This window comes from Promicromonospora xylanilytica (assembly GCF_054782895.1).
This window is the reverse complement of record NZ_BAAGRP010000001.1, coordinates 55,597-81,446: the sequence shown is the minus strand read 5'-3', so window position 1 is coordinate 81,446 and position 25,850 is coordinate 55,597. Positions and strand designations below refer to the sequence as shown.

18 protein-coding genes are annotated in these 25,850 nt (G+C 72.3%); 15 read left to right on the top strand and 3 right to left on the bottom strand.

Features of this window, described 5'->3' with window-relative positions; all coding sequences use genetic code 11:
• Nucleotides 1-129: 129 nt before the first annotated feature.
• The gene (locus ACYVK7_RS00350; RefSeq protein ID WP_460885688.1) at nt 130-2,433 is read left to right on the top strand and encodes a sodium-translocating pyrophosphatase; all 2,304 of its coding nucleotides are present in this window, start codon (nt 130-132) and stop codon (nt 2,431-2,433) included.
• Between the two features lie 83 nt (nt 2,434-2,516).
• Here ACYVK7_RS00350 and ACYVK7_RS00345 read toward each other — a convergent pair whose 3' ends face one another.
• Entirely contained in the window at nt 2,517-3,095 is a 579-nt protein-coding gene (locus ACYVK7_RS00345) for a DinB family protein (protein ID WP_460885687.1), read from the bottom strand.
• 160 nt (nt 3,096-3,255) lie between these two features.
• Here ACYVK7_RS00345 and ACYVK7_RS00340 point away from each other — a divergent pair, with 160 nt between their 5' ends.
• The 8 genes from ACYVK7_RS00340 to ACYVK7_RS00305 all read left to right on the top strand — a co-directional run bounded on the left by ACYVK7_RS00340 (nt 3,256) and on the right by ACYVK7_RS00305 (nt 15,017).
• Nucleotides 3,256-5,925 (top strand): M14 family zinc carboxypeptidase, encoded by a 2,670-nt coding sequence (locus ACYVK7_RS00340; RefSeq protein ID WP_460885686.1) that lies wholly within the window; start codon nt 3,256-3,258, stop codon nt 5,923-5,925.
• 178 nt (nt 5,926-6,103) lie between these two features.
• Nucleotides 6,104-7,699 (top strand): M20/M25/M40 family metallo-hydrolase, encoded by a 1,596-nt coding sequence (locus tag ACYVK7_RS00335; protein ID WP_460885685.1) that lies wholly within the window; start codon nt 6,104-6,106, stop codon nt 7,697-7,699.
• Nucleotides 7,700-7,766: 67 nt separating this feature from the next.
• A complete protein-coding gene (locus tag ACYVK7_RS00330) occupies nt 7,767-8,099 on the top strand; it encodes a CD225/dispanin family protein (RefSeq protein ID WP_460885684.1) in 333 nt (110 codons plus the stop codon).
• Between the two features lie 79 nt (nt 8,100-8,178).
• Nucleotides 8,179-9,381, top strand: coding sequence for a hypothetical protein (locus ACYVK7_RS00325; protein WP_460885683.1), 1,203 nt, complete (start codon nt 8,179-8,181; stop codon nt 9,379-9,381).
• 63 nt (nt 9,382-9,444) lie between these two features.
• Entirely contained in the window at nt 9,445-11,016 is a 1,572-nt protein-coding gene (locus ACYVK7_RS00320; RefSeq protein WP_460885682.1) for a DUF7059 domain-containing protein, read from the top strand.
• Nucleotides 11,017-11,153: 137 nt separating this feature from the next.
• Nucleotides 11,154-12,095 (top strand): LysR family transcriptional regulator, encoded by a 942-nt coding sequence (locus ACYVK7_RS00315; protein WP_460885681.1) that lies wholly within the window; start codon nt 11,154-11,156, stop codon nt 12,093-12,095.
• A gap of 177 nt (nt 12,096-12,272) precedes the next feature.
• Nucleotides 12,273-13,397: a S1 family peptidase gene (locus tag ACYVK7_RS00310; RefSeq protein WP_460885680.1), complete on the top strand. Its 1,125-nt coding sequence runs from the start codon at nt 12,273-12,275 to the stop codon at nt 13,395-13,397.
• A 162-nt stretch (nt 13,398-13,559) separates the two neighbouring features.
• A complete protein-coding gene (locus ACYVK7_RS00305; protein WP_460885679.1) occupies nt 13,560-15,017 on the top strand; it encodes a S1 family peptidase in 1,458 nt (485 codons plus the stop codon).
• Between the two features lie 76 nt (nt 15,018-15,093).
• Here ACYVK7_RS00305 and ACYVK7_RS00300 read toward each other — a convergent pair whose 3' ends face one another.
• Complete coding sequence (locus ACYVK7_RS00300; RefSeq protein ID WP_460885678.1) at nt 15,094-16,032, bottom strand: phosphatase PAP2 family protein; 939 nt, start codon at nt 16,030-16,032, stop codon at nt 15,094-15,096.
• Nucleotides 16,033-16,252: 220 nt separating this feature from the next.
• Between ACYVK7_RS00300 and topA the strand changes: the two genes are divergently transcribed.
• Nucleotides 16,253-19,069: a type I DNA topoisomerase gene (gene topA / locus ACYVK7_RS00295; RefSeq protein WP_460885677.1), complete on the top strand. Its 2,817-nt coding sequence runs from the start codon at nt 16,253-16,255 to the stop codon at nt 19,067-19,069.
• 57 nt (nt 19,070-19,126) lie between these two features.
• Here the strand turns inward: topA and ACYVK7_RS00290 are convergent, their stop codons facing one another.
• Nucleotides 19,127-19,528 (bottom strand): pyridoxamine 5'-phosphate oxidase family protein, encoded by a 402-nt coding sequence (locus ACYVK7_RS00290; RefSeq protein ID WP_460885676.1) that lies wholly within the window; start codon nt 19,526-19,528, stop codon nt 19,127-19,129.
• 73 nt (nt 19,529-19,601) lie between these two features.
• Here ACYVK7_RS00290 and tmk point away from each other — a divergent pair, with 73 nt between their 5' ends.
• The 5 genes from tmk to ACYVK7_RS00265 all read left to right on the top strand — a co-directional run bounded on the left by tmk (nt 19,602) and on the right by ACYVK7_RS00265 (nt 25,794).
• On the top strand, nt 19,602-20,312 hold the full coding sequence (gene tmk / locus ACYVK7_RS00285) for a dTMP kinase (protein ID WP_460885675.1): 711 nt from the start codon (nt 19,602-19,604) through the stop codon (nt 20,310-20,312).
• Complete coding sequence (locus ACYVK7_RS00280; protein WP_460885674.1) at nt 20,309-21,445, top strand: DNA polymerase III subunit delta'; 1,137 nt, start codon at nt 20,309-20,311, stop codon at nt 21,443-21,445. Before tmk ends, ACYVK7_RS00280 begins: the two co-directional genes overlap by 4 nt.
• A gap of 155 nt (nt 21,446-21,600) precedes the next feature.
• The gene (locus tag ACYVK7_RS00275; protein WP_460885673.1) at nt 21,601-23,271 is read left to right on the top strand and encodes an enoyl-CoA hydratase-related protein; all 1,671 of its coding nucleotides are present in this window, start codon (nt 21,601-21,603) and stop codon (nt 23,269-23,271) included.
• A 243-nt stretch (nt 23,272-23,514) separates the two neighbouring features.
• Nucleotides 23,515-24,189, top strand: coding sequence for a hypothetical protein (locus ACYVK7_RS00270; RefSeq protein WP_460885672.1), 675 nt, complete (start codon nt 23,515-23,517; stop codon nt 24,187-24,189).
• 63 nt (nt 24,190-24,252) lie between these two features.
• Nucleotides 24,253-25,794, top strand: coding sequence for an alpha/beta hydrolase (locus tag ACYVK7_RS00265; RefSeq protein ID WP_460885671.1), 1,542 nt, complete (start codon nt 24,253-24,255; stop codon nt 25,792-25,794).
• The last annotated feature ends 56 nt before the right edge of the window (nt 25,795-25,850 follow it).

Below are 25,850 nucleotides of genomic sequence, written 5' to 3'. Positions count from 1 at the left end.
TGTGGGTAGACTCTGGTCTCTTCCCGCCATCGACGTTGCCGGCGGGACGCAGAGGCCTTGTACGGGTCAACCCCGTGCAGGGCAACACACTTTCTGGGGGACCTCCCCGGAGCTCGTCGAGGAGGACGAATGCTCGAAGACGGCATTGTTTTCGGCGCAGGCAGCTACACCACGGTGGCGGTGATCGCCCTCATCGCGGCCCTCGCCCTCGGGTGCGCGTTCGTGCTGCGCCGCCAGGTGCTCGCCGCACCCGATGGAACCGCCAAGATGCAGGACATCGGCCAGGCCGTGCAGGAGGGCGCCTCGGCCTATCTGAAACGACAGTTCCGCACCCTCGTGCTGTTCGCGGTCGTGGTGTTCGGGCTGCTCTTCCTGCTGCCCGGTGACGGCGGCGTGCGAGTGGGACGCTCCATCGCGTTCCTGTTCGGCGCCGGGTTCTCCGCGGCCATCGGCTACCTGGGCATGTGGCTCGCGGTGCGGGCGAACGTCCGCGTCGCCGCGGCCGCCACGCGCCCCGGCGGCCGGGCCGAGGGCGCCCGGATCGCCTTCCGTACCGGCGGCGTCGTCGGTATGTCGGTGGTGGGCCTGGGTCTGCTCGGTGCGGCGCTCGTCGTGCTCGTCTACGACGTGGACGCGCCCGCCGTGCTCGAAGGCTTCGGCTTCGGTGCCGCGCTGCTCGCCATGTTCATGCGGGTGGGCGGCGGCATCTTCACCAAGGCGGCCGACGTCGGCGCCGACCTGGTCGGCAAGGTCGAGCAGGGCATCCCCGAGGACGACCCGCGCAACGCGGCCACCATCGCGGACAACGTGGGCGACAACGTCGGCGACTGCGCGGGCATGGCCGCAGACCTCTTCGAGTCCTACGCCGTGACCCTCGTGGCCGCGCTGATCCTCGGCAAGGCCGCCATGGGCGAGCAAGGTCTCGTGTTCCCGCTGATCGTCACCGCGATCGGCGCGTTCGTCGCACTGCTGGGCGTGTTCATCACCCGGGTGCGCGGGAGCGAGAGCGGCCTGGCCGCGATCAACCGCGGGTTCTACGTCTCGGCGATCGTCGGTGCCGTGCTGGCCGGCATCGCTGCCTTCTCGTACCTGCCGTCCTCGTTCGACCAGGTGCCCGGTACCGCTGACCTCTCCGGCGTGACCGCCGACCCGCGCGTCGTGTCCGCGCTCGCCGTCCTCATCGGTGTGGTGCTCGCCGGCGTGATCCTCTGGGTGACCGGCTACTTCACCGGCACGGACAAGAAGCCGACGCTGCACGTGGCCGCGACCTCCCGGACCGGCGCGGCGACCGTCGTCCTCTCCGGTATCGGCGTGGGCTTCGAGTCCGCCGTCTACACGGCGGGCATCATCGCCGCGGCGATCTGCGGCGTGTTCCTGCTGGCCGGCGGCTCCGTCCCGCTCGCGCTGTTCCTCGTCGCCCTCGCGGGCTGCGGCCTGCTCACCACGGTCGGCGTCATCGTCGCCATGGACACGTTCGGCCCGGTCAGCGACAACGCGCAGGGCATCGCCGAGATGTCCGGCGACGTCGACGAGGAGGGCGCCCAGATCCTCACCGACCTGGACGCCGTCGGCAACACCACGAAGGCGATCACCAAGGGCATCGCGATCGCCACGGCGGTGCTCGCCGCCACCGCGCTGTTCGGCTCCTATGCCGACGCCGTGTCCCACGCGCTCGCGCAGGTCCAGAACGTCGGGACCGGGCTCGTGACCTCGATGCTCAGCTACGAGATCATCTCGCCGGTCACCCTCGTCGGCGTCATCCTCGGTGGCGCCACCGTGTTCCTGTTCTCCGGTCTCGCCGTCGACGCCGTCACGCGTGCGGCCGGCGCCATCGTGTTCGAGGTGCGCCGCCAGTTCCGCGAGCACCCGGGCATCATGACGTACGAGGAGCGCCCCGAGTACGGCAAGGTCGTCGACATCTGCACCCGGGACTCGCTCCGCGAGCTCATCACCCCGGGCCTGCTGGCGGCGTTCGCTCCCATCGCGGTGGGCTTCGGGCTCGGCGTCGGACCGCTGGCCGGGTTCCTGGCCGGCGCCATCGGCACCGGTGTGCTCATGGCAATCTTCCTGGCCAACTCGGGCGGTGCCTGGGACAACGCGAAGAAGATCGTCGAGGACGGCAGGTACGGCGGCAAGGGCTCCGACGCCCACGCGGCGACAGTCATCGGGGACACCGTGGGTGACCCGTTCAAGGACACCGCCGGCCCCGCGATCAACCCGCTGATCAAGGTGATGAACCTGGTGGCGCTGCTGATCGCTCCGGCGGTCGTGGCGATGAGCGTCCCGGCCGACGCCAACCACACGCTGCGCATCGGCATCGCCCTCGTGGCGGCGGCCGTGGCCTTCGGCGCGGTCATCTGGTCGCGCATGCGGGCCTCTCGCGTGGACGCGGAGCAGCAGGCGGAGCAGGACCGCGCGGAAGCGGTGGTCTGACCCCGAGGTAGTCATGAGGCGAGGTAGTCAGCCAGCTCCACCCGGCTGACTACCTCGCTGCATGACTACCTCGGCGGGGTCGGTTACTGGCCTGTCCGGCCGTCTATGCACTCGCGCAGCAGGTCCGCGTGGCCCAGGTGGCGCGCGTACTCCTCGATCATGTGGACCAGCACGTCGCGGACCGGGATCTCGTCCTCGCCGCGCCACACGGTGCGCCCCAGGTACTCCTCGGGCAGCGCCGCCAGCCAGGCGTCGGCGTCCCGGACCTCACGACGCCAGCTCGCCCAGGCGTCCTCGACCATCGCGGGGTCCGCGACGACGTCGTCGAAGTCCGCGTCGGGGTTCTCCGGCGTCTTGCCGAACAGCCTGGGCAGGTCCGGCTGCTCCTGCAGGACCCGCTGGAACCAGCTCTGCTCGACGTGCGCGAGGTGCCGCACCAGTCCGAGCAGCGAGAGGGTCGACGGCGGCACGGACCGCCGTGCGAGCTGCTCGGCGTCGAGCCCCTCGCACTTCATCTCCAGCGTGATCCGGTAGTGCTTGAGATAGTTCCACAGGGTTTCCTTCTCCCCGACCGGCTTCGCCAGCGCCTCGCGCGGGTCGTCGTCCGGGTCCGTCCACATGTCGGGGTAGACGGTTGCCGAGGTCCAGCGTTCGGTGGTCATGACCCCAGTGCACCGGCGGTCGCGGGCCTGGTCAATGACATTGCCGGCGGCGTCGTTCCGCGGTCCGCGAGGGCCTGGTCGTGAGGCCTCCGGTCCCGCCGTTCCCGTCCGCCCGGGCAATAGGCCAGAATTGGCCGACTTGCCCCTGGGGAGGCACCTCTTGCTCGTTCGTTCTCGTTCGCTCACTGCCCTGACCGGCGCTGCCCTGACCGGCGTGGCGCTCGCCGCGGGCTCGCTGACCGCGCCCGCCGCCGCCCAGCCCTCCGGCGCGCCGGTGAACGGGCACACCGTCGCCGGGGTAGCGGTCGCGCAGCTCGGCAGAGGCGTCGAGGCCGACGTCCTGACCGGGCCCACGGCGGAGAGCCTGGAGGCGGCCGACCCGCCGGGTCCGCTGACGCCGGGCGGGGGCGCCGACCTGCGCATGCCGGCGTCGTACCCGCACCAGCCCGAGCTCCGCGTCTTCCCGGCCGACGACTCGGACGCCACCGACCGGAACGGGACGGTGGGCCACGCGGACCTCGCGCCTCGCCTCACCCGGCTGATGGAGCGGAGCGACCGGGTGTCGACGCAGGTGGTGGGCCGGTCCTCGCAGGGACGCGACCTCTACCTCGTCACCGTGACCGCGCCGGAGCGTCGCTCCGAGACCGCCAGACAGGCCGCGTGGCGCGAGAAGATCCGGGAGCGCCCGGAGCGTGCGGCGCGCGACCGTGCCCTCCGCGCGGGGTACAAGGCGCCGATCTGGGTCAGCGCGAACATCCACGGCGACGAGTGGGAGGGCACCGACGCGGCGCTGCGGGTCATCGAGCGCCTGTCGCGTGCGGACGACGACGCCACGAGCCACCTGCTGGAGCAGCACCGGATCACCTTCAGCCTGACGCTCAACCCGGACGGCCGCACCGACGGGACCCGGTCGACGGCGCTCGGCCTGGACGCGAACCGCGACATGATCACGCTCGCCACGCCGGAGGCGCGCTCGTACGTGCGCACGGCGCAGGCGGTGCAGCCGTTGTTCACGGCGGATTTCCACGGGTACACCGACGTGCTGCAGGTCGAGCCGGCCGGCCCGCCGCACGGCGAGAACCACGAGTACGACCTCTTCCTGCCGCACGGCTACGCGATCGCGCGCCAGGTGGAGGACGACGTCGTCGCGGCGCGGATCGACGGCAACACCTACTTCGAGCCGGCCAGCGGTGCCGCGGTCGCGCGGAACACGGGGTTCATCAAGATCCCGTACCGGGACACGCCGTCGGGCTGGGACGACTACCCGCCCGTCTTCACCGCCCAGTACGCCTCGCTCCAGGGTGCGGTGACCAGCACGGTCGAGCTCCCGCTCGGCCCGACGGGCCGCACCACCACGCGGGCGGACGCCGCGGTCAACACGGAGGTCGCCGTGACGACCATGACGGCGATGATCGACTACGTCCACACCCACTCCGACGCGATGCTCGCCGACCAGGTCGAGCTGTTCCGTCGCGGCGTCGCCGGCGTGCCCAAGGTTGCGCTGACGAGGGAGAACGTCGACCAGGTACCCGGCCCCGACGAGTGGAAGGCGCTCTGGGACGCCGCCGACGACCAGGAGGCCGTGCGACTCCCGCGCGCGTACGTGCTCCCGGCGGGTCCCGGCCAGCGGTCGGTGAGCGACGCGGAGGACCTGGTGGACGCGCTGCTGTTCCACGGCATCGAGGTGGGCCGCCTGGACGGCCCCGCGCACGTCGACGGCACCACCTACCCGGCCGGTTCCTACGTGGTCGACCTGCACCAGCCCTTGCGCGGGCTGGCGGCCTCGCTGCTCGCGCGCGGCGCGGACATCTCGGCCAAGGTGCCTGCCATGTACGACATCTCGGCCTGGTCGACCGCCTACCTCTGGGGTGCGACGGTGACCCGGGTGGGTGCCACCACGGACGGCCCCGTCGGTCGGACGGTCCCGGTGGACGGTGCCGGCCCGCCCGGCAGCGTCCCGTCCGGGGCCCGGTACGCGGGCTTCGACGTGGCAGGCGTCAGGGATCACCGTGCCCTGAACGACCTCCTGGAGCAGGGCGTGCCGGTGCGGCTGACGGCGGACGGGCGTGCCGTCGTCGGACCGCGGGGGCTGCAGGCGGCCCGCGCCGTGGCCGAGCGGCACCGCATCGGTTTCGAGGCCGTCGCGCGGGCCGAGTACGCCGCCGCGGAGCGGGCCGAGCACGTGACCGTCGCGTACGCGGGCAACCAGGACGACCGGCTGTCGCTCCTGGAGCTCGGGTTCGACGACCTGGTCCCGGTCTCCGCTGCGGGGATCGAGGCCGCAGCCGCTGGCGGCAACGCCGTCCTGGACGGCGTCGACGTGCTGTGGGTCGGCTCCTCGCTGGACCTGCCGGAGGGTTCGGTGGGCCACGCCGCCGTCACGTCCTGGTTGCGCGACGGGGGCGCCGTCGTCGGGCACGGAGCGGGTGCCTTCGCGGCCGCCGAGGCGTACGGGCTGGTGAGCGGTACCGCCGTGACGGGCGATCCGGCGGGCAACGGCATCATCGCCACCAGGTCTCCCGGCGCGGTGCTGGCCGCCCACGGGCAGGCCCACGGCTTCGTCTACCCGGCCGTCTGGTTCACGGACCTGGGCACAGGCACGGCCGCGGAGCTGACCTACGGCAGCTTCCTGGCAGGCCACTGGCCCCGGCAGGGGGCGGTGGGCTCGACGGGCCCGGGACATGACGCCGCCATCGGGCAGGCGGCGGCCGTATCCGGCAAAATGGGACAGGCGCGGGCGTTCGTGTTCGGCACCTCGGTCTTCTTCCGTACCCACCCCCGGGGTGGCCTGAGCCAGGCGGCGACGGCCATCCACTGGGCAGCGCTGTGACCTCGGTGGATGTCGCGATTCCGTGACATCCAGCAGCACCAGGGGTCTGTGGAGAACCAGGTGCGGGACGCTATCGTCTGCGGTGTTGTGCTCCCAACGCTCCGCGGTCCGCGGGTGCCGACGAGAGCCCCGACGCAGGAGCCCCCCTCGTGGGAGACCCGGAGCAGGAGAAGGTCCCGTGAGTGCCGACATCGACCCGACCGAGGCCATCCCTCAGGTCACGGCCGAAATGATCGCGAAGGCGCCGGCCCAGCCGGCCGCGCCCACCGCTGAGCCCACAGCCGAAGCCGAGCCGACGCCGGCACCCGGAGCGCGGGAGCGTCCGGTCGCCGAGCAGCCGGCAGCACCGGACGCGGTGCTCCGCGACCAGCCGGGCGCCTCGGCCTTCGCCCCCTCGGAGCCGTACGGCGACCGGCACACCTCAGCCGGGCACATCGCCGCGGGGCACCTCTCCTCGCTCGTGCAGATCCCCACCGTCTCGTCCTGGGACCTGCTGTACCTCGACCACGAGGCGTTCAGCAGGCACCGGGCCGCGCTGGCGACGTTCTACCCGAGGGTGCACGCCCTGCAGAGCGAGCCGGCGGGCGACCACGGCCTGCTCTACCGGTGGCCGGGCCGAGGGCGGGAGGACGTGCTGCACCCGTACCCCGTGGTGCTCATGGCGCACCAGGACGTGGCACCGGTGCAGGTGGCGGACTGGCCGGCCAACCCCTTCTCCGGCGAGATCCGGGACGGGGCGGTGCACGGCCGCGGCACGCTCGACGACAAGGGCGGGCTCGTCGCGGTGCTCGAGGCCGTCGAGGCCCTGCTCAACGACGGTTTCGTGCCGGAGCGTGACATCTGGCTGTTCTTCGGCGCCGACCAGGAGGCGGCGGGCCAGACCGCCGGGATCGCCGTCCGGCGCCTGTACGAGCTGGGCGTGCGGCCCTGGCTCGTGATCGACGACGGCGGGGGCGTGGTGACCGACGCCTTTCCCGGGGTGGAACGCCAGGCGGCCATGGTCGGGGTGGCGGAGAAGGGCCTGGTCGGGATCAACCTGTACACCTCCGACACGGGTGGCCACGCGGCGACGCAGGGCAGGCGGTCGGCCACCACACGGCTCGCTCGCGCGGTGACCCGCGTGACCCGGCGCCGGTTCGCGGCACGGGTCAGCGCGCCGACGGCCGACATGCTGGAGCGGGTCGCCCCGAGCGCCGGCGGTGTCAAGGGCCTGGGTCTGAGGGTGGCGACCAGGCTCGCCTCGGGTCCGTTGCGCAAGGTCGCCGCCTGGATGGTGGCGGCGGCCGGACCGGAGGCCTCGGCGCTGGTCCGCACCACGGTGGCAGTCACCGAGCTCGAGGGCAGCGCGGGGGCGAACGTCGCCGCGTCGTCGGCCCGTGCCCGCCTCGACGTCCGGGTGGCGCTCGGGGAGACGGTGGACCGGACGGTGGCGCGGGTGCGGCGCGCCGTCGGGGACAAGAAGGTCGAGCTCCAGGTCGTGGAGAGCAGCGAGCCAAGCGAGGTCTCACCCGTGGACAGCCAGCAGTTCACGCTGCTCGGCGAGGCGATCGGCGCGTCGTACCCGGACGCGGTGGTGGTCCCGTACGTGCTGCCGAGCGCTACCGACGCGCGTACCTTCACCCCCATCAGTGACCACGTCTATCGGTTCAGCCCGTTTGCATTGTCGCGGGCACAGCGGCAGTCGATTCACGGGGTCGGTGAGCATCTGAGTGTCGATTCCCTGGGCCGCGGAGTGCATTTCTACCGTGAGGTGCTGCGCAAGATCCCGGGCTGACCTGCGGGTTCAACAAATCGCCGAAATTGGACTAAGTTCTCCCTTTACGTCAGTGAGGGGGACGTCCATGAGCAGCTCCGCCGTACCACCCGCAGTGCCGCGTGGCTCGCGCTCGCCCGTGAACGTCAACGTCCACACGTACCCCGCGCAGCTGCAGTACCCGCCGCGGTCCTATCTCGTGTTCGCCGTCCTGGTGACGATCTTCTGCTTCTGGCCCACGGGAATCGTCGCCCTCGTGAACGCGCTGCGCGTCAATTCCCTGTGGAAGACGCAAGAGCACGACAAGGCCCGAAAAGCATCTCGCCGCGCGCGCAACTGGGGTCTCGTGTCGCTCGCCATCGGAATCGTCGTGCTGGTGGTCGTGGTGTTCTGGGCGAGCATCACCTACCTGAGCGGGTAGCAACTTCACCCGCGGTTCGCGGCGTATCACACGGTTGCCCCTCCTGTCCCGGTGGGACTTGCGGGTAAAGTTCGCGGCTATGAGTGCGACACGGCGCAAGGGCTCGCGGGGCGGTCGTGCTGCGTCTCGCGCCGGCGGCCCCCCCGCAACCAATGCGCTCACCTGGGCGGAGAGTCTCGCGGCGGGCGAGCCCGCCCCCGGTGCCAGCGCCCTGGAGTGGGCCGAGGGGCTCACGGAGAAGGACCAAGCGCCCACCCCGTGGGGGAGCGGCGCGACCGCCGCACCCGCGGACCCTGCCGCCGACGAACCGGGCGGTACGCCATGGGGGCCGGTGCCGACGCCCGCCGTGCCGGAGGGCGAGAGCGACGGCGACGCCAACCCGTGGGGGTCCGTTGCGGCCGCCGAGCCGGCCGTGCCGCGCGGCCGCGGCAAGAACGCCGGTGGAAAGAGCGGCAAGGGCGGCAGGTCCCGGTCCAAGGGCAAGGGTGCCAAGACCGTCGCGAAGGACACGCCCAAGAGCGAGCTCACGCCGACACCCGCTGCCGGCTTCCCGCTCGTCCCGGCGACGGCCGCGGGGCAGGGGGGCGACAGCGCCGAGGCCGCGTCCGCGCCGCTGCCACCCGACCTTCCGACCGAGGTCGCGCCGGACGGCGCCCCGTCCGCCGCGCCGGACCAACCCCACCCCGCCGACCTCGCGGACGGGCCCGCCGCCCCCGCCAAGACCGAGTCGCGGAAGGCCGGCAAGAAGCGCGGCAGGAGCCGCATCTCGGCCCCGAGCACCGCGCAGCAGAAGCGGATCAGGAAGACGCTCCGTCGCGGGCTGCCCAAGGCGCTCGACCGGCCGCTCGTGCTCGTGCTGGCCGGTGTGACCGCTGGAGTCCTCGGCCTGGGTACCGGCTGGGGGACCACCCTGTTTCAGGGGGACGACGTCGTCTCGGACGCCGACGCCGCCTCGTGCGCGCAGACCCAGATGGCGTGGACGCAGGCCGCCAACGCGCAGTCCGCGATGGTCGAGGACCAGCCCGAGACGCTGCGCAGGGGATTCATCAACGCCCGCAACGCCATGGAGGGCGTGACGCCTCCGGAGCCCATCGCGCAGGACTGGGCGGTCGCCTTCACCTACTACTCGACGGTGGCCAACAACATCGAGAAGGTCAAGGAGAACGACGGCCCGGCGGTGAGCTCCGCCGTCGGCGGCGCGCAGGAGGGACTCGACACCAAGGCCATGGTCGAGTCCTTCGAACGGGTGCAGCAGTACGTGGCGTCGAACTGTCAGGACTAGGCCGTCCGGCCCGCGTGGTGGGGGCCAGGGGTCTGCAGGCAGGATAGGCCCGTGCACCCTCCTGTGACCGATCCAGACCTCGTCGCCTCGCTCCGTGCCGACCTGGTCTCCGCCGCTTACGACGTCGACGGCGTCGAGGGCCTTCTGGGGCCGCTCGCCGCGGCCGCGTTGCACCGGGAGCAGGCGCTGCCCGCTCGTCGGGCGGTCGCCGGGGCGGTCGGCGGCAGGTCGCCGTCGGAGCACGACCCGCTGGCCACGCTCGTCGGCCTGTTCCTGCTGGGCGCGGCCGTGCCCCGCGCGGCGGTGGACCGGGCGCTGCCGGCCGTGGGGACGGCGGGCGCCGAGCGGCTCGGCCTGGTCGCGGCCCAGGGCGCCGGCGACGACGACGAGGTGCGTGCCGCCGTGGACCTGCGCCCCTACTCCTCGGTCGACGCGGTCGGCGACGCGCGCTGGTGGCTCGCGTCCGACCTCGGCGAGCTGGCGACCGGCGGCCGGCTCGCCACCGACCACGTGCTCGGCGCCGGTGGGGCGTCCCTCACGCTGGCGCAGGTGACGGTGCGCAACCCGACCGGGCGCGTGCTCGATCTGGGCACCGGCTGCGGCATCCAGGCGCTGCACGCGGCGCGGCACGCGCGGCACGTGGTGGCGACGGACGTGTCGCGCCGGGCGCTGTCCTTCGCGGGGTTCAACATCGCGCTGAACACCGAGGCGGGAACCGTGCCGGAGCTGCGGCACGGATCCATGCTGGAGCCGGTCGCGGGGGAGCGGTTCGACCTCGTGGTCTCCAACCCGCCGTTCGTCATCACCCCGCACGCCGGGACAGCGGGGCGGGCGGTCGCCGAGGCGATCGGTGACTACGAGTACCGCGACGGCGGCCGCGCGGGCGACGACCTGGTCCGAGACCTGATCCTCGGCGTCGGCGACGTGCTCGCCCCGGGCGGGACGGCTCAGCTCCTCGGCAACTGGGAGCACCGCGGGGGTGAGCCGTGGACCGAGCGGGTGGGCGCGTGGCTCGACGCCGCAGGCCTGGACGGCTGGATCATCCAGCGCGAGGTGCTCGACCCCGCCGAGTACGCCGAGACGTGGATCCGTGACGGCGGCACCACTCCCGACCGTGAGCCGGACGCCTGGGCCGCCGCGTACGGCGCGTGGCTCGACGACTTCCGGTCCCGGGACGTCGAGGCGGTCGGCTTCGGGCTCGTGACCCTCCGGCGCCCGGCCTCGGGGCAGGTCACGCTGCGGCGCCTGGAGGAGCACACCGGCTCCGTCCGACAGCCGCTCGGCGCCCACATCGCCCGCAGCCTCGCGGGGCACGACTGGCTCGCGGCACGCGACGACGCGGCGCTGGCCGCCGCACGGCTCGTCACCGCGGCGGACATCACCGAGGAGCGCTACCTGACCCCCGGCGCGGCCGACCCGAACATCGTGATCCTGCGCCAGGGGGACGGGCTGGGGCGCGGGGTGCAGGCGTCGAGCCCGCTCGCGGCCCTCGTGGGGGCCTGCGACGGGGAGCTGACGGTGGGGCAGATCATCGGCGCGCTCGCCGCCCTGTTCGACGTCGGGGCGGCCGACCTCGCCGCGGAGCTGCTCCCCGCCGTGCGTGGCCTGGTCCGGGACGGCTTCCTGGCGGAGTGAGGCGGCCTCCTCCGGCGCGTCGCGAGTGTCGTGTCCGTTTCGTGGGGGTAACGGTCGGTCGCTCGAACCGATAAATCTTGTTCAGAACAGAGACATCCGCGCCTATGACAGATATTTTCCACCGTGTGGAACTCGACATGCGGCACCTGAGGATGGTCGTCGCGGTTGCCGAGTCGGGCAGCGTCACCAAGGCGGCGGCCGCCCTCGGCATCGCGCAGCCGGCACTGACCGCGCAGCTCAACCGGATCGACCGGTCGCTGGGCGGCAACGTCTTCGTCCGCGACCGCTTCGGTGCGCGCCCGACCGAGCTCGGCGACCTGATACTCCGGCACGCCCGCGTGCTGCTCCCGGCCATGGCCGCCCTCGCCGACGACGCCGAGCGGCTGGTGAACGGTGACGTCGCCCTGGGCGAGACCGTCCGGATCGGCCTCAGCGGCACGGCGCTCGGCGGCCTGTTCGTCAATCAGCTGCACGTCGCCATCCCCGGCATCCAGGTCACCACGGCCATGCCCCACCTGGTGGACGACGTCGCGTCCCGGCTCGCTCGGGGCACCATCGACGTGGGGCTCGTCGGTATGTGCTCGGAGGCCTCGCCGCCGGCCGCGGTGGAGGTCGCCTGGACCAGGGTCTGCGCCGACCCGATGTTCGTCCTCATCGACGAGCACCACCCCTACGCGGGCAAGCCGGAGGTGTCGCTCGCGGAGCTGGCCGAGGAGCAGTGGCTCTGCGTGCCCTCGTACGGCTGCCTCGAGGAGTGCTTCGTGTCGGCGTGCGTCCGTGCGGGATTCACGCCGCGCGGCCTGGGCGAGGCCGAGTGGACCACCGCCGTCGACCAGGTGCGGGCCGGGCGCGCCGTCGCGCTCGTCGAGCCGGGGCAGCTCGACCCGCCCGGGGCCGTGACGGTCCCCCTCGCGGGTGCGCCGCTGCGCCGCACCCACTACCTCGGCTGGCGCAACGACGCCGACCTGCGGGTCGACCTCGAGGCCGTCGAGGGCGCGGCCCACCGCGCGCACCGCGACGCCGTCCGGCGCAGCCCGCAGTACGAGCAGTGGCTGGCGATGTACGGCATGCTCGGCTGACCCGCCCCCGCCCCATCCCCGCCTCGGCGCGTACGTAGTTTGCCCTCCATAGGAAGTATGTATGACCTGAGTGTGATCTGGGCGCGACGTCCACCTCCTCCTACAGTGTCGCTGCGGGTGAAAAATCGCCCGTGGGTGGACCTTTCACCCGCTCTACGACACAAGGAGTCGCTGGAGATGAGACGTACTTCCCTCCGGGGCGTCGCCGTGGCAACCGCCACCGTGGGCCTCTTTGCCGGCACCATCAACGCCGTCGCCGCTGTTGGACAGTCCGACGTCGAGACCGCCACAGCGGGCTACGCACCAGGCCTGGTCGCCGCGATGGAGCGCGACCTGAACCTGAGCACGACCGAGGCCGTGGCCCAGATCGAGGCCCAGGAGTCCCTGGCCGACACGCAGCGCAGCCTGGAGAAGTCGCTCGGCGCCTCCTACGCCGGAGCCTGGGTCGAGGGCGCCGACGCCCTGCACGTCGCCGTGACGGACTCCGCGGAGGCCGCCGACGTCCGTGCGGCCGGGGCCACCCCCGTCACGGTCGACAACTCGCTCAAGGCGCTCGACGCCTGGACCGCCGACCTCGACGGCGCGCTGTCGGGCTCCGACGTCACGTCGTACCACGTGGACGTGGAGACCAACGAGATCGTCATCGACGTCGTCGACGGCGCGACGGCCGACGTCAGGGCCGCCGTGGCCGAGGCGGGCGTGCCCGCCGCCGCGGTCACCCTGAACGAGGCCACGGAGCGGCCCCGGACCTTCGCCGACGTGATCGGCGGCGAGGCCTACTTCATCGACGGCAGCTCGCGCTGCTCGGTCGGCTTCGCCGTCACCGGCGGGTTCGTCTCGGCCGGCCACTGCGGCTCGGTGGGCTCGTCCGCGAGCGAGCCGTCCGGCACGTTCGAGGTCTCGGAGTTCCCGGGCAGCGACTACAGCTACGTCTCGGTCGACTCGGACACCCCGGTCGGCGTGGTGGACGACTGGAACGGCGGCACCGTCGCCGTCGAGGGTTCGTCGCCGGCCGCCGTCGGCGCGTCGGTCTGCCGGTCCGGCTCCACGACCGGCTGGCACTGCGGCACCATCGAGGCGCTCAACGCCACGGTGAACTACGCCGAGGGCAGCGTCTCCGGTCTCATCCAGACCGACGTCTGCGCGGAGCCGGGCGACTCGGGCGGTTCGCTGCTCGCCGGCTCGCAGGCCCAGGGCATGACCTCGGGCGGTTCGGGCAACTGCTCGTCCGGCGGTCAGACCTTCTTCCAGCCGGTCGGCGAGGCGCTGAGCGCCGCTGGTGTCTCACTGCTGACGAACTGATCGACAGGTCCGAGGCGGGTAGGGGCATCCCCTACCCGCCTTCGGCATGCCCGCATATCGCTCAAATATGTCCTAATCGGTATCTGGGAGTTACCTGAAAGCGACCCTACGCTGTGCCGCACTGGGTGAATTCATTGCCCCGACGACAAGGAGTCGCTGGACATGAGACGAACATCCTTCAGAGCGATCACCGTGGCCACAGCCGCTGCGACGCTCCTCGCCGCCAGCATCACCGCCGCTACCGCAGCCACTGCCGCCGGTTCTGACAGGCCCGAAGCTGCCGACTACGCACCGGGCATGGTCGCCGCACTGGAGCGCGACCTCGGCCTCACCACCACGCAGGCACTCGCCCGGCTGAAGACCGACGAAGCGCTGTCGGAGAAGCAGCTCACCATCGCCAAGTCCCTCGACAAGGGCTACGCGGGCGCCTGGGTCGACGGTACCGAGCTGTTCGTCGCCGTGACCAGCGCGGCAGGGGCCGCAGAGGTGCGCGCCGCCGGCGCCACGGCCGTCACCGTCGACACGTCGCTGGACCAGCTCGACCGGCTGGCCACCCGGGCCTACCAGGCCGCTCCGGAGGCCAAGGTCGCCGCCACCTATGTGGACGTCGAGTCCAACTCGGTGGTCATGGAGGTGGCCGAGGGCGCGAAGGGCTCCGTCGCCGCCGCCGTCGCACGGGCCGGGATCTCCGCGGGCTCCGTCTCCGTCGTCGAGGTGGCCGAGACGCCTCGCACCCTCATCAACGTGATCGGCGGCAACGCCTACTACATCGGCGGGTCCCGCTGCTCGGTCGGCTTCTCGGCCACCGGCGGATTCGTCACCGCCGGGCACTGCGGCTCGCGCGGCGCCACCACCAGCCAGCCGAGCGGCACCTTCCAGGTGTCCTCGTTCCCGGGCAACGACTACGCGTACGTGAGCGTCGGCTCCGACGACAACCCGGTCGGCGCGGTGAACAACTACAACGGTGGCACGGTCAACGTCGCGGGCTCGTCCCAGGCCGCCGTCGGCGCCACCGTCTGCCGGTCCGGCTCCACGACCGGCTGGCACTGCGGCACCATCCAGGCGTTCAACGCCACGGTGAACTACGCGGAGGGCAGCGTCCACGGCCTCATCCGCACCAACGTGTGCGCCGAGCCGGGCGACTCGGGCGGCTCGCTGCTCGCCGGCACGCAGGCGCAGGGCCTGACCTCCGGTGGTTCCGGCAACTGCTCCTCCGGCGGCACCACGTACTTCCAGCCGGTGAACGAGGCTCTCAGCGCCGCGAACGTCTCGCTGGTCACCGGTGGCGGTGGCACCACGCCGCCTCCCACGGGCTGCTCGGACGAGCGGACGGCGTTCAGCGGCTCGCTGAGCTCCGGCGGCCAGGCCGCCGAGCCGGGCCTCACCGGGTTCTCCTCGCTGTCCGGCACGATCACGGGCTGCCTCGACGGACCCAGCGGGACCGACTTCGACCTCTACCTGCAGAAGGCGCGGAACGGTTCCTGGACCACGGTGGCCCAGGGCATCACGGCGTCCCCTGACGAGAGCGTGCGGTACACGGGCACCTCCGGCACCTACCGGTGGGTCGTGGACGCGTACTCCGGCTCGGGCTCCTACACGGGCGGTTACACCACCCCGTGATCCCGGCCACCTGACAGGTCGGACGCCCGGGCCGCCACACGGTGGCCCGGGCGTCCGGCCCGCGGGCGGGCACGGCTCAGCGGGCTCGGCTCAGCGGGCGCGCCGTGGACTGGCGCACGAGGAGCAGGAGCGCGAACGACCCGAGGGTCACCGCGACGACCCCGAGCATGCCGCCCATGTACGCGGTGAGGTCGCCGCCCAGCGGCAGCCCCCAGCCGTAGCCGCGCACGCTGCCGAGCGCACCCAGGGCGAGGACGCCGGTGCCGGCCGTGCCGAGCAGCAGGAGTCCCGCCGCGCCGGACGATCCGGGGTCCAGGCCGTCCCTCGGTTCGTCGAGGGACGAGGACGAGCTCAGCGCGCAGACGCCCGCACCCCAGGCGAGCACCACGAGGACGGCGGCGACGACGTCGGACGGCCGGTGCCACTGCCCGACCAGGGTCGAGACGCCGGTGGCCGCGGTGTAGGCGGCGCCGGCCACCGCGACGACCGGCCGCCAGCGCCGGGGTACCGCGATGAGGAGGCCCGCCGCGACCGAGGCCGCGACCGTCGTGTGGCCGCTGGGCAGGGTGTTGATGTCGGCACGTGCGATGTCCAGCAGCGCGGGCCGGTCGAGGACCACGTGCTTGAGCACCTGCGTGGTCAGGTTCGACCCGGCGACCAGGACCGCGACCTGTGCGGCGAGCCACCAGCGACCGCGGACGAGCGCGAGCACGACGGCGGTCGCCAGGCCCAGGCCGACGAATGAGTTGGACACCACACCGAGCACCGGCTCGGCGACCTCCCAGAGCAGGCCCTGCCCGCTGGTGGCGCCCTCGAGCGCGAGCTGGTCGGCACGCTGGCCGCGGGCCGACACGACGAAGGTGTCCCAGGTGGCCCACACTCCCCAGAGCGCCACGACCGCCAGCACACCAGCGGCGATACGTGGACGAAGGCGGGGCCGGTGCCCCGGCGTCGCCGTCGGAGGAGTGCCGACCGCGTTCCCGTGGGCGGGCAGCGGGAGAGTGCGGTCCGTCATGGGCTCCACCGTAGGCGTACCGCCTGAAGAGACCGTGGTGCTGGTGTGAGACTCCGCCGTGCATCACGCCCTGGGTGAAAATCACGACGGTCATGTGAGACCACCGGGCGACCGGCTGATGGCCCGGATAGGGTGCGATCCGTTGCGCCTGGCGTACCGTGAACTCTCCAACGCCGCTCGGCGCCCACCCCCAGACCCCGCAGGAAGCAGGCAGGACCGGATGTCCCAGGCACGCAAGCTCGTAATCGTGGAGTCGCCCACGAAGGCTCGAAAGATCCAGAGCTACCTCGGCGACGACTACGAGGTCGAAGCGAGCGTCGGGCATATTCGCGACCTTCCGCAGCCCAAAGACCTGCCGGTGGAGATGAAGAAGGGTCCCTACGGCAAGTTCTCGGTCGACGTCGAGAACGGGTTCGACCCTTACTACGTGGTCCACGCGGACAAGAAGAAGAAGGTCAGCGAGCTCAGGAAGGCGCTGAAGGATGCCGACGAGCTCTTTCTCGCGACCGATGAGGACCGCGAGGGCGAGGCCATCGCCTGGCACCTGATCCAGGAGCTCAAGCCCAAGGTCCCCGTCAAGCGCATGGTGTTCCACGAGATCACCCGCGACGCGATCCTCCGCGCCCTGGAGAACACGCGCGAGCTGGACCAGGACCTCGTGGACGCCCAGGAGACCCGCCGCATCCTCGACCGCCTGTACGGCTACGAGGTGTCGCCGGTGCTGTGGCGCAAGGTGCGCCAGGGTCTGTCGGCGGGCCGCGTGCAGTCCGTGGCGACGCGTCTCGTGGTCGAGCGGGAGCGCGAGCGCATGGCGTTCGTCTCGGCGGACTACTGGGACGTCGCCGGCACCTTCGCGGTCACGGGTGACGGCGGCGCCGCGACGGCCGACCAGCCCTCCTTCCGTGCCCGGCTCACGCAGCTCGCCGGCGACAAGGTCGCATCGGGCCGCGACTTCGACGACCGGGGGCGGCTCAAGGTCCGCACCGGCGTGGTGCAGCTCGACGAGGCCACGGCGAACGCCGTCGTCTCCGGGCTCGCGGCCGCCGACTTCTCCGTGCGCAGCCTGGAGACCAAGCCGTACACGCGCCGGCCCGCCGCGCCGTTCACGACCTCCACGATGCAGCAGGAGGCCGGCCGCAAGCTGCGGATGTCCTCGCGGCAGGCGATGCGTACGGCCCAGGGCCTGTACGAGAACGGCTACATCACCTACATGCGTACCGACAGCCCTTCGCTGTCGGCCGAGGCGACGAACGCCGCGCGCAGCCAGGCCGCCGAGCTCTACGGTCCCGAGTACGTGCCCGGCGCGCCGCGCCTGTACCAGTCCAAGTCGAAGGGCGCACAGGAGGCGCACGAGGCGATCCGCCCGGCGGGCGACTCGTTCCGTACGCCCGCCCAGGTCGCCGGTGAGCTGAGCGGTGACCAGTTCCGCCTGTACGAGCTCATCTGGAAGCGCACGGTGGCCTCGCAGATGGCCGACGCGAAAGGCTCGACGGCGTCCGTCCGGCTCGGCGCGGTCGTCGTGGGCGGCGAGCAGGACGGCAACGAGGCGGTGTTCTCGGCGTCCGGCACGGTGATCTCGTTCCGCGGGTTCCTCGCGGCCTACGAGGAGAGCGCCGACGCCGACGCCGAGGCCGCGGAGAGCAGCGCGGCGGCGAAGGAGACGCGCCTGCCGACGATGGCGGAGGGCGACCCGCTGGTCGGCACCGACCTCGCCGCGGACGGTCACGCCACGTCCCCGCCCCCGCGCTACACGGAGGCGTCCCTGGTCAAGGCCCTGGAGGAGCGCGGCATCGGCCGTCCGTCCACCTACGCCGCGACGATCTCGACCATCCAGGACCGCGGCTACGTGATCACGCGCGGCCAGGCGCTGGTGCCCACGTGGCTCGCGTTCGCGGTGATCCGGCTGCTGGAGGAGCACTTCGACCGGCTGGTCGACTACGACTTCACGGCGACGATGGAGGCCGACCTCGACCAGATCGCCGCCGGGTCGCGGGAACGGGTCGCGTGGCTCAAGGAGTTCTACTTCGGTGAGACGCCCGGCAACCTCGGCACGTCCGACCCGCTCGGCGTGGACAGTGACGGGGGCGGTCTCCGTGCGCTCGTCGAGAACCTCGGCGAGATCGACGCGGCGGCGATCAACTCCGTGGAGATCGGCGAGGGCATCCGGGTGCGCGTCGGCCGGTACGGCCCGTACCTCGAGGACCTCGCGGCCGAGGTCGAGGAGGGCAAGAACCCGCCCCGCGCCTCCGTGCCGGACGACGTCGCGCCCGACGAGCTGACCGTCACCAAGGCCCGTGAGCTGCTCGCTGCGGGGGCCGACGACGGCCGCGTGCTCGGCACCCACCCGGAGACGGGCAACCCGATCGTGGCGAAGAACGGCCGCTACGGCCCGTACGTCACGGAGCAGCTGCCGGAGCCGGACCTCGACCCCGGCCTGTCGGCCGCTGCCAAGAAGCGCGCCCTGGCCGCCCTGCCGAAGCCCAAGACCGCGTCGCTGCTCAAGACGCAGGCCCTCGACTCGGTGACGCTGGAGGACGCGCTGCAGCTCATGTCGCTGCCGCGCGTCGTGGGCGTGGACCCGGAGTCGGGCGACGAGATCACCGCGCAGAACGGGCGGTACGGGCCGTACCTGAAGAAGGGCACGGACTCGCGCACCCTGCCGTCGGAGGAGGCCATGTTCACGGTCACCCTCGAGGAGGCGCTCGAGATCTACAAGCAGCCCAAGCGAGGGCGCGGGCGCACGGCGGCGCCGCCGCTGCGCGAGCTCGGTGACGACCCGAACAGCGGCAAGCCGATCCACGTCAAGGACGGCCGGTTCGGTCCGTACGTGACCGACGGCGAGACCAACCGCACGCTGCCGCGCGACCTCACCCCCGAGTCGGTCACCGCGGAACGCGCGATCGAGCTGCTCGCCGAGAAGCGTGCCCAGGGCCCGGCGAAGAAGCGCACCACGCGGACGGCGGCGAAGAAGGCCCCCGCCAAGAAGGCACCCGCAAAGAAGGCTCCGACGAAGAAGAGCACGAGCACCAAGAAGTAGTGGAGCGCCGGACGCGTGCGGTGACGCGCGTCCGGCCGCCGCGTGGACGTCGCGCCGTCAGCGCCGCAGCCTGCGGCCCGTCACGGCCGACGGCGTGATGCGCACCCAGGTGTCGCGCGTGTCGTCCAGATAGCTGACCAGGTCGGTCGACTCGGCGGCCGCGATGTCGGCGTCGGACTCCAGGATCTGCGCCGTACCCTTCACGAGCACGCTGTAGGCGATCTCAGGGCCCCACTGGTCCACCTCGAACGCGACCTTCGCGTTGACCGCCACCTCCGCGACCTTGGTACCCGGGATGGTGTGGAAGTAGATGGCCCGGTCGGCGACGGCGAAGTTCAGCGGGAAGATCTCGGGGTCTCCCGCGACAGCCGTGCCGAGCCGGCCGATGGGCTGCATCGACAGGAACTCCCAGCACTCGTCCTCGGTCATCGGCGTGATGCTCTGCTCGTTGTCGGCCATCTCTCCATCCTGCGCCGCCCGTGCGGGCCGCGCACGGCCGGTCGATGTCGGTGTGCGCGGTTAGGGTTGCCGCGTGAACGCACCGGGCTACTTCATCTCCTTCGAGGGCGGCGAGGGTGTCGGCAAGTCGACGCAGTCACGCCTCCTCGGCGACTGGCTGGCCGACCTGACCGGCCGCGAGGTCGTGCTCACGTTCGAGCCCGGCGGCACCGCGCTCGGCAAGGAGCTGCGGGCGGCGGTCATGCACGGCCAGGACATGGGCCCGCGGGCCGAGGCGCTGATCTACGCGGCGGACCGCGCCCACCACGTGGAGACCGTGGTGCGACCCGCCCTGGAGCGTGGCGCCGTGGTGATCACGGACCGCTACCTCGACTCGTCGGTCGCGTACCAGTCCGGCGGCCGCGACCTGCCGGGCACGGAGGTCGAGCACCTCTCCCTGTGGGCGGCCAAGGGCCTGCGGCCGGACGTCACGGTGCTGCTCGACCTCGAGCCGGGTGCGGCGGCGGCCCGCCGGGCGACGGCCGACGGCAAGGGCGCGCTGGACCGCCTGGAGCGGGCAGGCCTCGAGTTCCACACCCGCGTCCGCGACACGTTCCTGCAGCGGGCGGCGGCGGACCCCGAACGCTGGATCGTCATCGACGCGTCCGCGCCGGTCGGGGACATCCAGGCGCAGATCCGGGTGGACGTCTCGGCCCGGCTGGGCCTCACGCCGGTCGTCGCCGAGGCGAACAGCGTCACCGAGCCGGGCCCCGGCCCGGACCCGGCCGGGGAGCGCCCGGCATGACGGTGTGGGACGACGTCGTCGGGCAGGAGTCCGCCGTCGCCGCGCTCCAGGGGGCCGTGGCCGACCCGGCGGCGATGACGCACGCGTGGCTGGTGACCGGGCCGCCCGGATCGGGCCGGTCAGTGGCGGCCCGCGCCTTCGCCGCGGCGCTGCAGTGCCCGCAGGGCGGCTGCGGCGTGTGCCAGGCGTGCACCACGACCATGGCGGGCACCCACCCGGACGTGACGCTGCTGGCCACCGAGAAGGTGGTCATCGCCATCGACGAGGTGCGGGACCTGATCATGACGGCGTCCCGGTCGCCGTCGGGCGGCCGGTGGCGAGTCATCGTGATCGAGGACGCCGACCGCATGGCGGAGCGCACCACGAACGTGCTGCTCAAGACCATCGAGGAGCCGCCGCCGCACACGGTGTGGGTGCTCTGCGCGCCGTCGGTCCAGGATGTGCTGCCGACCATCCGGTCGCGCTGTCGCGCCGTGGTGCTGCGCGTGCCGCCACCGCAGGCGGTCGCCGACCTGCTCGTGCGGCGCGACGGAGCCGACCCTGCGGTCGCGCTGACCGCGGCCCGTGCGGCGCAGAGCCACGTCGGCCTCGCGAAGCGGCTGGCCCGCGACGCCGGCGCGCGCGAGCGGCGCACCGCGGTGCTGAGCATCGCGCGCCGGATCCGCGGCGTCGGGGACGCGGTGCTCGCCGCGGGCGAGCTCGTGGACGTGGCCAAGGCGGAGGCGGTCTCGGCCACCCAGGAGCGGGACGCGGCCGAGAAGGCCGAGCTGCTGCGCACGCTGGGCGTGGCCGACGGCGAGACCCTGCCACCGCGTCTGCGTTCGCAGCTCAAGCAGCTCGAGGACGACCAGAAGCGGCGTGCCACCCGGCACCAGCGTGACGTGCTCGACCGCGCGATGGTGGACCTGCTCTCCCTGTACCGGGACGTGCTCGTGGTGCAGCTCGGGGCAGAGGTGGACCTGGTGAACGCGGAGCTCGCCGAGACGGTGCGCTCGCTGGCCGCTGACTCCACGCCGGAGCAGACGGTGCGGCGGATGGACTCGATCGGGGTCGCTCGCACGCGTCTCGGCGGCAACGTGGCGCCGCTGCTCGCTCTCGAGGCGATGACCATAGCGCTGCGTCCGCAGGGCTGACCGGCGCCCGGTCGTCGCCCGTCCGGTCGGCTCCTGTGAAGATTTAGCACGGGTGAAGCTGAACCACCGAGGCAGATTGTCCCGGTTGGCGTCCGTGGTTAGGCTGCGGGACGCTACCCCAGAGTTTTTCCGTGCGACAAGGAGTCCACCGCCCGATGAGGATCCTCCTGCTGGTCTCAGCCTTCAACGGTCTCACCCAGCGGGTCTGGTGTTCCCTGAGGGAACAGGGGCATGACGTAGGCGTCGAGCTCGCCCCGACGTTCGAGTCGGGCGCCGCCATGACGCGGGCCGTCGAGCGCGCCGACCCCGACCTGATCCTGTGCCCGTTCCTGAAGCACCGCGTGCCGGACACGATCTACGACCGGTGGCCGACCGTGATCGTGCACCCCGGGCCCGTGGGCGACCGCGGTCCCTCGTCGCTGGACCACGCGATCCGTGACGGCCGGGACAGGTGGGGCGTCACCGCCCTCTCCGCGGTCGAGGAGCTGGACGCCGGCCCGGTCTGGGCCACGGCGGTGTTCGACATGCCGGACCAGCCGATCGCCAAGAGCGCGCTCTACAACAGCCGCGTCGCGGACGCCGCGATGGCCTGCATCGGCGAGGTGGTGCGCAAGGTGGCCGACGGCGAGCGGCCGATCCCGGCGGAGGCCTGCCTGCGGATCGTGCCCGTGGACGGTGAGCTGCCGCTGCTGCGCCGCGAGGACTTCCGCATCGACTGGAGCCGGCCCGCGACCGAGCTGGAGCGGCTCGTCGCGGCGGCCGACGGCGCACCGGGCGCCCCCGCCGGCGTGAACGGCCGGTCGGTCTGCGTGTTCGACGCGGTCGCGTCACCGGAGCACACCGGTGCGGCTCCCGGCACCGTGGTCGGCCGCAACGTCGACGCGGTGGCCATCGCCTGCGGCGTCGGCACGCTCTGGGTCGGCTACGCGGCCGAGCTCAGCGGCCGCCGTGGCGCCAAGCTGCCCGCCGCTCAGGTGATCGACGCGAGCGGCGCCCCGTTCCGCCGGGTCCCCGACGCCCTGGCCGAGACCACGTACGTGCGCGACGGCGCCGTCGGATACCTGACGATCCGCTCGTACAGCGGCGCGATGTACACCGAGCAGTGCCGCCGGCTGACCAGCGCCGTCGAGAAGGCTCTCACCGAGGACACCCGGGTGCTCGTCATCAAGGGCACCGAGCACGCGTTCTCGAACGGGATCCACCTGGGCACCATCGACGCCTCGGCGGACCCGGCCGCCGAGGCCTGGGACAACATCTGTGCCATCGACGAGCTGTGCCTCGCGATCGCGACCGCCGATCAGCTCACCGTCGCCGCGTTCACCGCGAACGCGGGCGCGGGCGGCGTGATGGCCGGGCTCTGCGCCGACGTGACCCTCGCTCGCGAGGGCGTGGTCCTCAACCCGTACTACGACATGGGCATCTACGGCTCCGAGCTGCACTCCTGGAGCGTCCCGGCCCGCGTGGGCGAGCACCGCGCGTCACTGCTGCTGAACCGCAAGCTGCCGATCTCGGTGGCCGAGGCGGCACGCATCGGGCTGATCAGCGCTGTCGGGCCGCGGGAGTGGGGCGAGTTCACGACCTGGCTGTCCTCGGCCGCCCAAGGCTACGAGGAGCCGGCCACCCTCGGCTGGATGCTCGCCGCACGAGCCGAGCGCCGCGCGACGGACCGGCCGCTGTCGTACTACCAGACCATCGAGCTGGCCGAGATGGCGCGCGACTTCTTCGACGACCGCAACGCCTTCTCCGTGCACCGTCGTGCCTTCCTGCGCAAGACCGCGGCGGACGCCACCCCGGAGAAGCTGCGCTTCTCCACGGCCCGCGTGTGACGGACGGGAACAGCCGCCGACGCGCGTGATCCCTCGCGAGCGCGGATGATCGACACGGGGCCAGGTGACCGATAGCTCGGACTGTCGGTCACCTTCCTCTGTGTCGATGTGGTTTTGTGCCGATGTGCCGGGAGCGTGCAAGACCGGTGGCCCTCGCCACATGACAAGGGTGGAGGCGTCGTCACCTGCGACGGCCACCAGGTGTCAGGCGAGCGGAAGGAGCTGGGCATGAAGGAGCTGGGCATGAGGATCAGGCGGACGGACCGGTTCGGTGCGGCGGCGCGGCCACTGGGCCGTGCGGGCGCGGCGGCGCTGGGCCTCGGCGTCACGGCCGCGCTCGCGCTGTCCGGGTGCGCGCAGTCCGACGTCGGGGGGTCCGAGGCGGGCGAGTCGACGACCACCACGTCACCGGCACCGGAGGAGAGCGACATGACCAGCCCCAGCCCTTCCGACAGCGCGAGCCCTTCCGACGGTGCGAGCGAGGACGGCCGGCTGCCACAGGCCGCCGACATGGAGATCGAGGCGGGCAGCTCCGGTCGCGGCCTCCCTCCGGGCCTCGAGGGCAACACGAACTCGACGGTCGGCGTCGCGTGGGCGCCTGAGGCGGGTCTGCTGTACGTGGTGACCAACGGGTCCAGCTCCTGTCCGACGCTCGCGGAGCCGGAGGCGACCATCGGTGCGGGTGGCAAGGCGCCCGGCGTCGCGGCGGCGGACGGCGTGCTCTCGGTCCGGCTCGTGCCGCCGAGCAACGGCATCTGCACCATGGACTTCGTGCCCACGACCACGGTGGTCGAGGCGCCCGCGGAGACGGACACCGGCCAGCCGGTACCCGTCATGCTGGGTGACAAGGGCAAGGTCGAGCTCCAGCCCCGCGGCGCCGAGGGCGAGCCGGGACCGGTGGCCTGGCTCGACTCGTGAGGGTCGCGTGTCGGTTCGCCAACGGGTAAGAAATCTTCCCAGCACAACCGATAGGTTGTTCGGGTGATTCGCCCCGCCCGCCGTCGTCAGCCTGCGGCCGTCGTCGCCACGCTGCTCACCACCGTTCTTTTCCTCGCTGCCTGTGGCGCGCCGCCCAAGGTGCAGACCGCGCTGGAGGACGTGGGCAAGTCGGACGGCTCGGCGATCGAGGGCGCGCCGAAGGGGTACGAGGACTTCTACGGTCAGTCGCTGGAGTGGACCGACTGCGGCGAGGGCTTCCAGTGCGCCAAGGCCTCGGCCCCGCTCTCGTGGCACGACGCGGGCGCCGGCAGCATCGAGATCGCGCTCAAGCGGATCCCGGCCTCGGGGCAGAAGGTCGGGTCGCTGCTGGTGAACCCGGGCGGGCCGGGCGGGTCGGGCGTGGACTTCGTGGGCGATCCCGCGCGGTTCGGCCAGTCGCTCCGTTCGTCGTTCGACATCGTGGGCTTCGACCCGCGTGGTGTGGGGCAGTCGACGCCGGTGAAGTGCTTCGACGACGCGGGCAAGGACGAGTTCCTGAGCACCGACTACCCGTACACGCCGGAAGGTCTGGCGGACCGGCAGGACGCCGTCCGGGCGTGGGGACAGGCGTGCGCCGAGAACACCGGGCCGCTGCTCGGCAACGTGGACACCCAGTCCGCGGCACGGGACATGGACATGCTCCGCGGTGCGCTCGGGGACGACAAGCTCAACTTCCTCGGCTTCTCCTACGGCACCCAGCTCGGCGCCACCTACGCGGGTCTGTTCCCGGACCGGACCGGCCGCCTGGTGCTCGACGGCGCGCTCGACACCACGCTGGGCTCGGACGAGGTGGCGCTGCAGCAGGCAGAGGGCTTCGAGAGCGCCCTGCGTGCCTACGTGGCGGACTGCCAGGCGAGCAGCGACTGCCCGCTCACCGGTGACGTCACCAGCGGCCTGCAGCAGATCCAGACGATGGTCGAGGACGCGGAGCCCAACCCCATCCCTACGTCGTCCGAGCGGTCCGTGACCAAGAAGCTCGCGTTCTACGGCGTGGCCGTGACGATGTACGACGAGGGATCCTGGTCGTTCCTCACGCAGGCTCTGCAGGAGGTCCTCTGGGAGGGCACGGGCGACGACCTGCTCTACCTCGCCGACGTCTACAACGACCGCAACGAGGACGGCAGCTTCAAGTCCAACAGCGAGGAAGCCTTCCGGGCGATCAACTGCGCCGACGGCCGCGCCGAGGAGGACATGGCGAAGATGCAGGAGCTGGCCGCGGAGATCCAGGCTGCCGCGCCCACCCTCGGCGAGTCCTTCGGCTACTCCGGCATCGAGTGCACCGACTGGCCCTACCCGCCGGCGGAGCAGGAGTTCGACCAGGAGGCCAAGGGCGCCCCGCCGATCGTCGTCGTCGGGACCACCAACGACCCGGCCACCCCGTACCGCTGGGCGGAGTCGCTCGCGAAGACGCTCTCGTCCGGCACCCTGGTCACGTACGAGGGCGAGGGTCACACGGCGTACGGCCGGTCGAACACCTGCATCAGCACCGCCGTGGAGGACTATCTGGTGGAGGGCACGGCCCCGAAGGACGGCCTCACCTGCTGAGCCAGGTGGTCCCGGTCGAACGGGTTGAGGACGTCACACGGTTTCGCTTTGAAACC